The organism is Frankia sp. AgB1.9, from assembly GCF_016786355.1.
GTDB lineage: Bacteria > Actinomycetota > Actinomycetes > Frankiales > Frankiaceae > Pseudofrankia.
Genome location: NZ_JADWYX010000033.1, coordinates 19019 through 31297, shown reverse-complemented (window position 1 = coordinate 31297; position 12279 = coordinate 19019). Strand labels below are relative to the sequence as shown.

The window sequence follows — 12279 nt, the reverse complement described above, 5'->3', positions numbered from 1 at the left end:
ATATGTCAACATGCTGTTCGCTCATGACACCGAGGCGTCGCTGCTTGCCGCGGTGTGGCTGGTCAACTCAGCCGAACCGCCGGGCACGCTGGAGACCTTCGAACAGCTCGACGACTTCTTCGACGAGTTCCACTACACGGGCCGGCGGGACCACGACGAGGCCGAGCTCGCGGCGGTCCGGGCCCTGCGGGCCGACCTGCGCCGGCTGCTCACCAGCGACCGCGACGACGCCGCCGAGCTGGTCAACCGGCTGCTCGCCGACGCCCACGCCGTCCCGTTGCTCGTTCGCCACGGCGGCTTCGACTGGCACGTGCACGCCATCTCCCCCGACGCGCCGTTCACCGACCGGATCATGGTCGAGACCGCGATGGCGATGGTCGACATGATCCGCTCCGACGAGCTGTCCCGGCTGGCCGTCTGTGCCGCCGACGGTTGCGACGGCCTGGTCATCGACCTCTCTCGCAACCGCTCCCGCCGGTTCTGCTCCACCACCTGCGGCAACCGCGAGGCCGTTGCCGCCTACCGCGCCCGCCGCTCCACCCAGAAGACGTCCGGCTCGTAGCTCCCGCGCGACCCCGACCACCGGGTCGGCGCGAAGGAGCGGATGAGGTGATCGATGTGGCTCGGTCGACAGGAGGTCGCTGGTGAGCCGGCGGGGTTGGTTGTTGTTCGCCGCGATGGGTGTGATCTGGGGGATTCCCTATCTCCTGATCAAGGTCGCGGTCGAGGACGTGTCGGGGCCGGTCGTCGTGCTCGCGCGTACGGCTGTCGGGGCGGTGGTGCTGCTGCCGGTGGCGCTGCGCGACCGGGCCGGGCTGGCGCAGGTACGCCGGCACTGGAAGCCGATCGTGGCGTTCGCGTGCATCGAGATCGTCGGCCCGTGGATTCTGCTGTCGGACGCCGAGCGGCGGTTGTCCAGCTCGTTGACCGGTCTGCTGATCGCGGCGACGCCCGTCGTCGCCGTGCTGCTGAACCGACTCGCCGGTGGCGCTGAGCCGGTGACCCGGGTTCGGTGGCTGGGGCTCGCGGTCGGTACCGGCGGCGTGACCGTGCTCGCGGTTCCCGGGATCAGCCATGTGGGTGTCTGGCCGGTTGCCGAGGTGCTGATCTGCGCGGTCTGCTACACGATCGCCCCGATGATCGCGGCCAGGAAGCTCGGTGACGTCCCGCCGCTACCGATGACGACCGCGTGTGTGTCGCTCGCGGCGCTCGTCTACGTCGGTCCCGCGATCGCGACCTGGCCGCACGCCATGCCCAGCGGCCGGGTGCTGGGCGCGCTCGTCGGCCTCGGCCTGGTCTGCACCGCCACGGCGTTCGTCCTGTTCTTCGCGCTCATCCGCGAGGTCGGCAGCGCCCGCTCGGTCGTCATCACCTACGTCAACCCTGCCGTCGCGGTCGCCGCCGGCGCGGTGATCCTCGGCGAGCCCCTGACCTGGACCATCGGCGCCGGCTTCGCCCTGGTCCTCGCCGGCTCCGTCCTGGCTACGTCCACCCGCGGCCAGGCGGCCTCCGCCGAGCCGGTCGTCGTGGCCCCGGACCCCGCGGTGGCGCTGGCGCCCGCCCCGGCGGCCGCCGGCGGCTCCGGTGCGCGCGGCTGGGTGCTGCCGCGGCGCAGGCCGGCCCGGTAGCGCGTCAGCCGGCCGAGTTCGCGGGCCGCCGGGCGAAGCGGGCTCGGAGGTCGACCTTGCGGATCTTGCCACTGGCGTTGCGCGGGAGGAGGTCGACGAGCTGGATGGCGGTCGGCTTCTTGTAGGAGGCGAGACGGTCCTTGGTCCAGGCCAGGATCTCGTCGAGGGTCGGTGGGTCGGCCGGGTCGGCGGGCTCGATGACCGCGAGCGGGGTCTCGACCCAGCGGGGGTGGGGGACGCCGATGAGCGCCACGTCGCGGACCTTGGGATGGCCGGCGATCGCGCTCTCCACCTCGGCGCAGTAGATGTTCTCGCCGCCCGAGATGATCATGTCCTTCTTGCGGTCCACCACGTAGAGGAAGCCCTCGTCGTCCTCGCGGACGAGGTCGCCGGAATGGAACCAGCCGCCGGCGTAGGCCGCCGCGGTCGCCTCGGGGTCGCGCCAGTAGCCCGCCATCAGCCCGGGACCGCGGTAGACGATCTCCCCGACCTCGCCGCGCGGGACGTCACGCATCTCCTCGTCGACGATCCGGACCGCGACCGTCGACACCGGTTTCCCGATCGAACCGAGCTTGCGCGGCGCGTCCACGCCGTCGAGAACACAGGTGACGGGAGACATCTCGGTCTGGCCGAAAACGGCGATGTTGGCGACCGCGGGGAACGTCGACGCCATGGCCTCCAACGTGGACGCCGGCGCCGGTGACGCGCCCCAGGACATCGAGCGCAGCGCCAGGTCGAGGTCGCGAACCCCCGGCACCGCGCAGACCGCCTGCCACTGCGTCGGCACCAGGAACGCGCTGGTCACCCGTTCGGTGGCGATCAGCCGGATGACCGCCTCGGGGTCGAAAGCCCCGGTCGGCGCGATGACCGCCCGGCCGCCCGTCAGCATCGCCGGCGCCAGCGCCCCGACACCCGCGATGTGGAACAGTGGCGCGGCCACCAGGACCGCCATGTCCGGGCCGGACAGCTGGTAGGAGCGCAGCGCGGTGATCGCCTGCATCAGCAGGTTGAGATGCGTCAGCATGGCGCCCTTGGGATGGCCGGTCGTCCCCGACGTGTACATCAGCAGGAACGTGTCCGTCTCCTGGACCTGGGCGTACGGGAAGCGCCCGCCGGCGACACCCGCGGCCCCCGCAGCGTCCGGCAGTTCCGGCTCCGCCGCGACGGCCGCCTCGAAGTCCTCGGCTCCTGTTCCGGCGCGGGTCGGGTCGCCGCCGACCACCAGGCACACCTCGACAGGCACCTGCTCGCGGGCCGCCGCGGCCACCGGCGCGGTCGCCGCGTCGACGACGAGGGCCGTGGCCGCGCTGTTGTCCAGGATCCAGGCGACCTCGGCCCCGACCAGGCGGAAGTTCACCGGCACCGCGATCGCCCCAGCCCAAATGGCCCCGAGCAACGCCGTGACGTGCTCGACGTGGTTGAGCATCAGTGTCGCGACCCGGTCACCCGGCCTGACCCCGCGCCGGGTCAACGCCGAGGCCACCCGCGACGCCCGGTCGGCCAGCTCGCTCCAGGTGACGGTCCGCCCGTCGAACCGCAGGGCGGCCTGGTCGGGCACCTGCTGGGCGTGCCGGACGAGCTGCGTCACCCAGGTATAGGCCCGCGCCGCCGCCAGCGCCGGGTCCGGCGCCCACCGCTCGTCGCCCGAGCCCGCGTCCGCCGCGAAGGACCGACCGGTCGTCGCCACCATCGCCGTGGCCTCCCGTCCGCCGCGCCAGGTGTGGCGCCCATCACACAGGCTCCACGATCGCACGCGAGACGCGCCAGCGTCCGCCGTCCCGGTCCTTTCGGACCGGGCGTCAGAGCCCGAGCCGGGCGCGGACCTCCGGGCGGCGCAGGGGCGGGACTGTGGCGGGTGGCTGGCGCCGGGCCGGCAGCGCCTTCAGCAGCCGGTGGATTGACGCCGTTACCTCGGCCGCCGCCGTGTCGAACGCCTCGGCCGCGCCCGGTGGTGGCTGCCGCAGACCGCTGACCTTGCGGACGAACTGCAACGCCGCCGCGGCGATCTCCTCGTCGGTCGCCGGCGGTTCCAGCCCGCGCAGCTCCGTGATGTTCCTGCACATAAGCCCACGGTAGGCCCGGCCACCGACAGCCCAGGCCGGGCGCCTCACCCGCCGCGCGGCGACGCCGGGTCGACCGGCGGGAAGACGTCGAGGAACGCGGCGCCGGTGGCGGCCGGGTCGTTGAAGTACTCGCGACCGCCGAGCAGGGCGAACAGCGGGACGGGCAGCTGGACGGCCGCGCGACGCAGCCTGGCGGGCGCGGACCGGCCGGTGAGCTGGGAGGCGTGGACGGCGAGCGAGGCGCGTTTCGCTCGGGCGTGGCGACGGACGTCGACCCGGTAAGCGATCTCCCGGCGCGGCGTGAACATCGGCGGGTTCGGCGAGTAGGCCGGGTCTGGTTCGCTGGCCGGCGGCCCAACCGGCTGCCGACCCGAGGCCGCGCCGCGGGGCCGGGCCGGTCGCAGGGATGCGCCGAGCCGGCCGAGGCGCATGGCCCGCTCGACGGGCTCGCGGGGGAGGGTCGCCTCCAGCACCCGCACGCCGCCGGCCAGCGTGGCCGCGCGGGCACCGACCTGGTGGACGCGGACATGGTCGCGATGCCCGTAGCCGCCCTGGGCGTCGTAGCTGATCAGGACCTCGGCCGCCTCGGCCCGCAGCAGGGCGGCCAGCTTCCCGGCCGCCTCGTCGAGGTCGACCCGGGCGAACCGCCGCCGGTCTGCCGGGTCCGGGTAGAGCAGCGGCCCGTGCCCGCTGTCGGCGTAGCCCAGGTACTCGACCCGCGCGACGCCCAGCACCGTGGCGCTCGCGGCGAGCTCCGCCAGCCGAGCCCCGGCCGCCGGCCCATCGCCCATGTCCCCGTCCGTGGCGACCACGATGATCACGCGGTGGCCGGCCGCGGCCAGCAGGGCCAGCGTTCCTCCGGTCCAGAGCGCCTCGTCGTCCGGATGGGCGTGGAACGAGACCACCGTCGCCATGGCGCCGATCCTGCCAGGCGGCCGGGCCCGTCCGGCCGCCGGCCGGGTGGTGTCAGGGCTCCGGCCGGGTGGTGTCAGGGCTTACGGGCGATCGCGGACCAGAGCGGCATCGGGGTCGTGTCGGCGCCGGGTTCGGGCCGCCACTGGGAGGTCGACACCACTCCGGGCTCCAGGATCTCCAGGCCGTCCAGGAAACCGGTGACCTCCGCGCGGGTCCGCCAGAAGACCTTGATGGGGGAGTTGTCGAGCTGCTCGGCGACCCCCTCGTGCTCCGAGCGCAGGTCGAGCGTGATGTGGGTGAGGGCGACGTAGCTGCCGGACGGCACGGCGTCGACCAGCGCGCGGACGAGCTGACCGGGCTTGTCGCCGTCGGAGATGGAGTGCAGGATCGCGATCAGCATGATCGCGACCGGCTGGCTGAGGTCGAGGGTCGCCGCGGCGGCCTCGATGATCTTCTCGGGCTCGCGCGCGTCGGCCTGCAGGTAGGCGGTCGTGCCGGCGACGCTGGCGGTCAGCAGCGCCCTGGCATGGACCAGAACGATCGGGTCGTTGTCGACGTAAACGACGCGGCTCTCGGGCGCGACCCGCTGGGCAACCTCGTGGGTGTTGTCCGAGGACGGAAGCCCGGTGCCGATGTCGAGGAACTGCCGGATGCCAGCCTCGCCGGCCAGGAAGGTCACCGCACGGCGCAGGAACGCCCGGTTCGCCCGGACGCTGAGGCGGACGGCAGGATCGGCGGCCAGCACCCGTTCGGCCAGCGCCCGGTCGGCGGCGAAGTTGTTCTTGCCGCCGAGCCAGTAGTCGTACACCCGGGCGATGTGCGGAATCTCCGTGCTCAGCCCGTCCGGTGCCTGCCGTTCCTCTGCCACTGTCCGCCCACCCCGTCGGTCGGTGCCTGCCTGACCCGGTACACCTGGTCACCCACGCGTACCGGGTCACATTCGCAGAGCACCGGGCAAGCGGGAACAGACCTACTCCTCTCCGACAGGGGAAAGGTTGTCGTAACGCTGGTGCGCGAACGGGATGACGTCCTCCTGCGGCAGACGGCGCACGATCGCGCCTGTCTGGAGGCTGGAGCGCTCGGCGATCTCGATGCCGACGAGGCGCCGGACCGGCAGATCCGCGACCGGGTCGAACCGGGACTCGCGCAGGATGACCTCGCCGTCGACCTTGAACAGTGCGCGGGTCTTCTCCCGGCGCTGGACGTGCACCAGCCCGGGGTCGTCGTCGAAGCCCTTGCCGTCGGGGGCCGGCTGGAACTTCAGGTAGAAGCTGGTCCGGACCCGGTCGGCGGGTAGCGGCAGCTCCTCGACGAGTATCCCGGCGATCTCGACATAGGTGACGCCAAGCCGGGTGAACGAGCCGGTCAGCCGGCTGCCGACCGCGAGGCCGCCGGAAAGGTCCAGGCGGACGTCGGCGATCTTCTTCGGTTCGCCGAACGTCTCCCGACCGCCGACGACGGACTGTTCGGTCGACATCGGCATCGTCAGCGCGTAGTCGCCGGCGATCCCGTCGTGAGTCGCGCCCACGGCGAACGTGCCGGCGCCGAACGGCGGCAGGTCGCGGATGTCGACCCGCGCGATCGTCACTCGGACGTGCTCGGGGACGGAGGCCACGAGCGGCGGGGGTAAGACGGCCGCGACGAGGGCGGGGTCGGTCTCGTAGATCGCGACCAGCGAGGTCGCCCAGGTGTCGACGGAGGTCGCCTCGACCTCACGGTTGCGCAGCTGCTCGGGGGTACGGGCGCCATATCGGATGCGGGTCGCCACGGCGTCTCCTCCTGGGGAGCGTGATGGTCCTGGGAACGGAACGGGGTGGATCAGCTCGCGGGGGCGCCGTAGCCGATCAGGGCTGGGCACTTCTCCGCCTCCGCCGGCAGGGACGCGGGCTTCAGCGGCTCGGCGATCTCGGCGACGGTCGGGCCGAACCGGTCGGCGACCGGCCGCAGCGCGTCGAGGTCGAAGCCGTACGTCGCGGCGGCGTTCGTCGCCAGCATCCGCTCGACGTCGACCGGGTCGACGCCCGCGAACGCGGCCCGCAGCGCCTCCCGCGAGAACGGGTGGCTGCCCTCCCGGTGCGGGTAGTCGCTGCCCCACATGATCTTGCCGAAGCCGACCCGGCTGGCGGCCGGCAGCTCGTGGCCCCGGATGAAGCTCGCGCCGATCGACACCTGGCGGGCGAAGAACTCGCTCGGCTTCAGCGACATCCGCCCGACGAGCTGCTGGCCCCAGATGGCCTCCTGCGAGCCGGACCGGTCGGTCCCCATCCGGTCGAAGAAGTAGTCGAGCCGGGCCAGCTCCTCCGGGATCCAGGCGGTGCCCTGCTCGGCCAGGATCAGCCGTAGTCCCGGATGCCGCTCGAACACCCCGCCGACCAGCAGGTGGGAGAACGCCCGGTGGGCCCACCAGGTGACCTCCAGCAGGAGGATCACCTTGTCCTCGGCGCGCTCGCCGGCCGGCGGGGCGGCCGAGCCGGCGTGGTGGTTGACCGGCAGGTCCAACTCGGCGCAGACCGCCCACAGCGGCTCGTAGTACTCGGGGTCGTAGAGCGCCGGCACCCCCGACCCGGGCGGGGCCCCCGGCAGCAGCACCCCGCCGGTCAGCCCGTTCTCCTTGGCCCACCGCACCTCGGCGACCGCCGCGGCCACGTCGTGCAGCATGATCTGGGCGATCCCGGCGCGCCGGCCAGGCGCGGCCGCGCAGAAGTCGGCCAGCCACCGGTTGTGTGCCCGCAGGCCGGCCCAGCGCCGGTCCAGGTCGCCGGAGTTCGGCGCCGGCGGCTGCTCCACCAGGGAGCTGTTCGGGTAGAACGGCGGCACGGTGTTCGGGTAGATCACCTCGGCGACGATGCCGTCGGCCTCCAGGTCGGCCAGCCGCCGCGACGAGTCCCAGTTTCGCGGGCCCAGGTCGCCTTCCAGGTCCGAGTACGGGTTGACGTAGTCGCGGGACCAGGCGTCGAAGTCGTCGAGGTAACGCTTCTCCAGGTAGGGGCGGTAGTCGAGAATGCTGCCGCCGCCGTGGCAGTCGGCGGAGATGACGACGTACCGGTCGTCGGGCGCTGGACCGTTCCCGCTCATTCGGCGACCCCCATCGGCAGGTCGTCGCCGGTCAGCCAGTGCCGGCCCGCGGATTTCGCGCGGGCCCAGCTGGCGATATTGGCGTCGTCGTCGTTCTGGCCGAGGCTTTCCGGGGTGACCGCGAGCCGGTCGGCGATGGGCCGCAGCTCGTCGAGGTCGAACCCGAAGACCTCGGCCGCGGCCGCGCCGAGCATGCGGCGGGTCTCGTCGACCGGCACGTCGTGGAAGGTCTTCCTCAGCCATTCGCGCGATCGAGGCCAGGTGCCCTCGGGGTGCGGGAAGTCGTTTCCCCAGAGCATGTTGTCGACGCCGATCTCGTAGCGCATCCCGATCTCGCGCCGCTTTGTGTTCGACGAGCAGATGAAGATGTTCCGGTCGAAGTAGTCGCTCGGGGCCATCGTCAGGTCGCCGAGGGAGCCGAGCTTCTCCGCGCCCTTCGAACCGAGGTACAGCCGGTCCCAGAACCACAGCAGGTTCGCCACCCACCAGCAGCCCGCCTCGGCGACGCCGAACCGCAGCCGGGGGAATCGTTCGAACACGCCCGACCAGAGCAGGAACCACATCGGGCGGGCCGGCCACCAGGTCACCTCGGTGACGTAAATGCCGAGGTGGTCGCCGTAGCTCTCCTTGTCCGCCGGGCCGGAATGGGTGAGCACCGGCAGCTCCAGGTCCTGGCACAGCTCCCAGACCGGGTCGTAGCGCCGGTCGTGGTACGGGGCCTGGTTCATCCACATCGCCGGGATCATCACCGCCCGCAGGCCCGACTCGTAGGCCCGGCGGATCTCGGCCAGCACGTCGTCCAGCGGCGCGGTGATCTGCACCAGCGCGACCCCGCGGCGGCGTTGTGGCGAGTCGGCGCACAGCTCTGAGAGCCAGCGGTTGTGCGCCCGGGCACCGGCCAGGCCGAGTACCGGGTCGAGGTCACCGGAAAGCCCGAGCCCGGTGCCGAACGGCGCGCAGGTGCGGCTTTCGACGGCGTCCGCGTCCGGGAAGATGATCTCGGCGCAGATACCGTCGGCGTCCATCTCCTTGTTGCGCCGCTCCGCCTCCCAGCCGCCCTCCAGCCGCTCCGCGTTCTCGGTGAACCATTTCTGCGCGAACTTCTCGTCGGTCACGCCCCTGCGGCGGATTTCCTCGACCGCGGCCGGTCGGCCGGCGAGGAACTCGTCGAACGCCGGGTGGAACTCCTTCTCCAGATAGTCCCGGTACTGCTCGGTGGGTAATCCCGCGTGGGAGTCGGACGAGATGACGACGTACGCGCTGGTGTCTGGCGTGCTTTCGGGGTTGGGCATGGGGATGTCCCTCCGGCTCGGCCGGCCGCATCGGCGTGACGACGGGCCCTGTCCGCCGCCCGATCAGGGAACCTCTTTGCACCAGGCATGTCAATATTCGCACTATGCAAAAGACGCGGCTAGAGTGCGGACCATGTCGTCCCGTCCGTCGCCGCAGACCGACCGGGTCGTCGCGGTCGTGGAAATGCTCGCCGGCGCCGCGGGTGGGCTGAGCCAGTCGGAGATCGCGCGGCGGCTCGGCGCGACGCCGGCGACCTGCTACCCGACACTCGCCGCCCTGGAACGCGCCGGCTGGCTGCGACGCCACCCGACCCGGCGCACCTACGCGCTGGGCCCCGGCCTGATCGCCGCCGGCCAGGCCGCCGCCGCGGGCACCGACGCGCTCGCCGCCGGGCGGGCGCTGATGGCCGACCTGCACCGCCGCCTCGGCCTGTCCGTCGTCGCCCTCGTCCCGGCCGCCGAGTACGCGACCGTCGCGCACCTCGTCGTCGACCCACACGGCCCGCGCCCGGTCGCGACGCTGCGGGTCGGCGACCGCATCCCGTTCCACCCGCCGCTCGGCGCCACCTTCATGGCCTGGCAGCCGGACGCCGTCGTCGACGCCTGGCTGGACCGGGCCGCGCACGACGATGCAGGGCAGGACGACGCCGACCGCGCGCAGTACCGCGACGAGATCCTTCCGGTCATCCGGGCCTGCGGCTACTCCGTCGAGCTCGCGGCTTCTCTTGACGAGCGCATCCGCCGCCAGGTCGGCGCCGCGGCCGCCGCCAACCTGCGCGCCCAGCTCCCCGCCCTCCTCCGGGACCTGGCCGCCCACCTCCCGCACCCCACCGACTTCGTCGCCGGCGACCTGGATCCAGCCGCCACCTACCGTGTCGACTCCGTGTCGGCCCCCGTGTTCGACGCCCACGGCGAGGTCACCCTGCTCCTGTCGCTGCGCGGCTTCGCGGCTGACATCACCGGCGCCGAGGCCGACCGCGTCGGCGCCGCCCTGCGTGCCGCCACCACAGCCCTCACCGCCGACATCGCCGGCCGGGCGCCCGCCGCGCAGCCGGTCTGAGCCGCGGGGGCGTCATCCGACCCCCGACCCGGGCTCCCGGGCTCGCCTGCGCAGATGATCCCCATCTGGTACTGTCTGACCAGACAGGGTCTTAGTCGACACGGTCTGACCCGGCAGGTTCCGAGTCGTGGACGGCGCCTGCGGACCGTGAATGGGAAACAGTTTGTCCCGTACCGATGAACTGGGGGATGGCGATGACTGGCTCTGACCGGCTCGGGCGGCGCTCTGGGCCGGACGCGAGATGGCGGATCCGGTGTGCCGCCGCACTGTTGCGCGAGGCGGTCCCTGACCTTCCATGCTCCGATGCGCAGAACAAATGTGGCATTGCCGGTCGGATGCCGTCGGCGTTCCTTGATGAACTGCTAACCGTTCTCGACGATCAAGGCCGTACCGGCGGCGAATCTGATTGTCAGATTACACTCGCTCTCATGAGAACGATGACGGCCACTGAGGCTTCGCGAAGGTTCTCCGACCTGCTTGACGCAGTCGAAGCCGGTGAGACCATCACGATCACGCGTGGGAACCGTCGGATCGCCGAGATCGGGCCGGCGCGTCGCCGGACCGGGGCAGATCTGCGGGCTGCCCTCGCGGGTACCACCCCTCCGGACGACGCGTTTGAAGAGACCATCGCCGCGGCGGTCGACTCACTCCTACCTTATGAAGGTGATCCATGGGCCGGCGCCTGATCCTCGATACGAACCTGCTGGTCGCCTTCGAGCGGGGAACTGTCGATCAGTTCGCATGGGACGATGACGAAGTAGCGGTCGCCGCAGTCACGGTGGCGGAATATCGGGTCGGCATCGAGCTGGCCGACAGTGCAGAACGGGCGGCGCACCGGTCCCGGTCGTTGGCGGCCATTACATCGGCTCTGGACGTGCTTGCCTACACGAACGGCACCGCCGCGCATCACGCACGGCTGATGGCCTGGTCGCGCAAGAGTGGCCGACCGCGGGGGAAACATGACCTGATCGTTGCCGCGCACGCTGCCGAGACTGGCCGAACCATCGTCAGCTGGGACGCAAAGGCCCGATTTGCCGACCTCCCGGGGGTGAACGCCGCCGAATCGTAGATTCATGCGTTCCCGGAAGCGAAGCGCCCGGAGGTCCTACCCAGGCGGCGAGTGACGTCAGCGGGGGCCAATCGAGTGCGTGGCCCGCGGGCCGGACGCCCGCGTCGGGTCCGCGCCCGTCAACCTGACCAGGCCTTTGGTGTCGCCCAGGTCGCAGACGGCGTAGAGGGCGAAAGTTCGGTTGCCGGCGGTGCGCTGAGCCCAGCCGAGGACGTCCGCGACGTCGGTGTCGGTGATCTCGAACTCGGTGGCGGTCGGCGCGGCGTTCGAGTGCGCGGGTCGGGTCCAGAAGTGGACGCGGTACGACGGCTGGTCGATCTCCCAGCCGACGTCCCGGACGTCGATACGGCGCACTCGCACGATCCGCAGGCTAACGGCGAATGTCGCCCGATCCGCCCAACCGCGCGGTGTCGGGCAGGGCGAGCCCCTCGGGCGGGCGTGCGCACAGCAGGGCCCACGCCGCGAGCGTGTTCACGTCCTGGATGGTCCCCGCGGCGAGAAGCTCCGCCCATTCGTCGAATCCGACGTGCCGGGCGACCAGGTCCTGTTCCTCGACCAACAGCTCGCGCGGCCCCGCGGACAGCTCGGACGCGACCCAGACCTGGCACCCCTGCGTGGAGTACCCATAGGCCGCGAAGAGCCGCCCGACGTGGTCGAGACGCCCCGCACGCAGCCCGGTCTCCTCGCGCAGCTCCGCCGCCGCCAGCTCGCGTGGGTCGACGTCCGGCTGGTCCTCCCAGGATCCCTGCGGGAACTCCCAGAACCGGCCACCGACCGGATAGCGGTACTGCTCCACCAGCCACAGCCCGTCGACGTCCACGGGCACAACCAGCGCGAAGTCGGGCTTTTCGACGACGCCGTAGCTGCCCGAGCTGCCGTCGGCGCGGACGATCGCGTCCTCGCGCACCCGCATCCACCGGTTCTCGTACACGACCCGGCTGCCCCGAACCTCGATCGTCACCGCACCACCCCGACGCTCGCCCTCCGGTCAGACCCTAGCGCCGGTCCCAATACGGTTGGCTACGGTCGCGCCAGCTCATGATTGCGTTCCGACGCTCGCGGGGTTGTAGCTGGGGGCATCTGTACGGAAGACGCAAATAGGGGAAGAGACGCCAGTCCCTTCCCCGCTGTCGATCAGCGCGCTGAGGGGCTGCCGGCGTCGAGTGATCGCTGGCTG

At 71.9% G+C, this 12279-nt stretch carries 14 protein-coding genes; 5 read left to right on the top strand and 9 right to left on the bottom strand.

The window, feature by feature from the left end:
• Positions 1–10: 10 nt before the first annotated feature.
• Together I6A60_RS15195 and I6A60_RS15190 are read left to right on the top strand one after the other, a co-directional pair.
• Entirely contained in the window at positions 11–562 is a 552-nt protein-coding gene (locus tag I6A60_RS15195) for a CGNR zinc finger domain-containing protein (protein WP_203023163.1), read from the top strand.
• Between the two features lie 82 nt (positions 563–644).
• The gene (locus tag I6A60_RS15190; protein ID WP_203023164.1) at positions 645–1628 is read left to right on the top strand and encodes a DMT family transporter; all 984 of its coding nucleotides are present in this window, start codon (positions 645–647) and stop codon (positions 1626–1628) included.
• A 4-nt stretch (positions 1629–1632) separates the two neighbouring features.
• On the opposite strand, the gene I6A60_RS15185 is transcribed toward I6A60_RS15190, so the two are convergent.
• From I6A60_RS15185 to I6A60_RS15155, 7 genes are all read right to left on the bottom strand, one after another.
• Positions 1633–3318: an AMP-binding protein gene (locus tag I6A60_RS15185; protein ID WP_203042276.1), complete on the bottom strand. Its 1686-nt coding sequence runs from the start codon at positions 3316–3318 to the stop codon at positions 1633–1635.
• 109 nt (positions 3319–3427) lie between these two features.
• Positions 3428–3691 (bottom strand): DUF2277 domain-containing protein, encoded by a 264-nt coding sequence (locus tag I6A60_RS15180; protein ID WP_203023166.1) that lies wholly within the window; start codon positions 3689–3691, stop codon positions 3428–3430.
• Between the two features lie 44 nt (positions 3692–3735).
• Positions 3736–4605, bottom strand: a complete 870-nt coding sequence (locus I6A60_RS15175) for a PIG-L deacetylase family protein (protein ID WP_203023167.1) — start codon at positions 4603–4605, stop codon at positions 3736–3738.
• A 74-nt stretch (positions 4606–4679) separates the two neighbouring features.
• Positions 4680–5474, bottom strand: coding sequence for an SAM-dependent methyltransferase (locus I6A60_RS15170; protein WP_307873691.1), 795 nt, complete (start codon positions 5472–5474; stop codon positions 4680–4682).
• A 102-nt stretch (positions 5475–5576) separates the two neighbouring features.
• Complete coding sequence (locus tag I6A60_RS15165) at positions 5577–6374, bottom strand: acetoacetate decarboxylase family protein (RefSeq protein ID WP_203023168.1); 798 nt, start codon at positions 6372–6374, stop codon at positions 5577–5579.
• 50 nt (positions 6375–6424) lie between these two features.
• Entirely contained in the window at positions 6425–7681 is a 1257-nt protein-coding gene (locus I6A60_RS15160) for an amidohydrolase family protein (protein WP_203023169.1), read from the bottom strand.
• Positions 7678–8973, bottom strand: a complete 1296-nt coding sequence (locus tag I6A60_RS15155) for an amidohydrolase family protein (RefSeq protein ID WP_203023170.1) — start codon at positions 8971–8973, stop codon at positions 7678–7680. Before I6A60_RS15155 ends, I6A60_RS15160 begins: the two co-directional genes overlap by 4 nt.
• A 133-nt stretch (positions 8974–9106) precedes the next feature.
• Here I6A60_RS15155 and I6A60_RS15150 point away from each other — a divergent pair, with 133 nt between their 5' ends.
• The 3 genes from I6A60_RS15150 (at position 9107) to I6A60_RS15140 (ending at position 11102) form a co-directional block, all read left to right on the top strand.
• Positions 9107–10033, top strand: a complete 927-nt coding sequence (locus I6A60_RS15150) for a helix-turn-helix domain-containing protein (RefSeq protein ID WP_203023171.1) — start codon at positions 9107–9109, stop codon at positions 10031–10033.
• Positions 10034–10461: 428 nt separating this feature from the next.
• The gene (locus I6A60_RS44015; RefSeq protein WP_203023184.1) at positions 10462–10719 is read left to right on the top strand and encodes a type II toxin-antitoxin system prevent-host-death family antitoxin; all 258 of its coding nucleotides are present in this window, start codon (positions 10462–10464) and stop codon (positions 10717–10719) included.
• Positions 10704–11102: a PIN domain-containing protein gene (locus I6A60_RS15140; RefSeq protein WP_203023172.1), complete on the top strand. Its 399-nt coding sequence runs from the start codon at positions 10704–10706 to the stop codon at positions 11100–11102. Before I6A60_RS44015 ends, I6A60_RS15140 begins: the two co-directional genes overlap by 16 nt.
• Before the next feature lie 57 nt (positions 11103–11159).
• Here I6A60_RS15140 and I6A60_RS15135 read toward each other — a convergent pair whose 3' ends face one another.
• Entirely contained in the window at positions 11160–11462 is a 303-nt protein-coding gene (locus tag I6A60_RS15135) for a hypothetical protein (RefSeq protein ID WP_238435491.1), read from the bottom strand.
• A gap of 10 nt (positions 11463–11472) precedes the next feature.
• Positions 11473–12063, bottom strand: a complete 591-nt coding sequence (locus I6A60_RS15130) for an NUDIX hydrolase (RefSeq protein ID WP_203023173.1) — start codon at positions 12061–12063, stop codon at positions 11473–11475.
• Between the last annotated feature and the right edge of the window lie 216 nt (positions 12064–12279).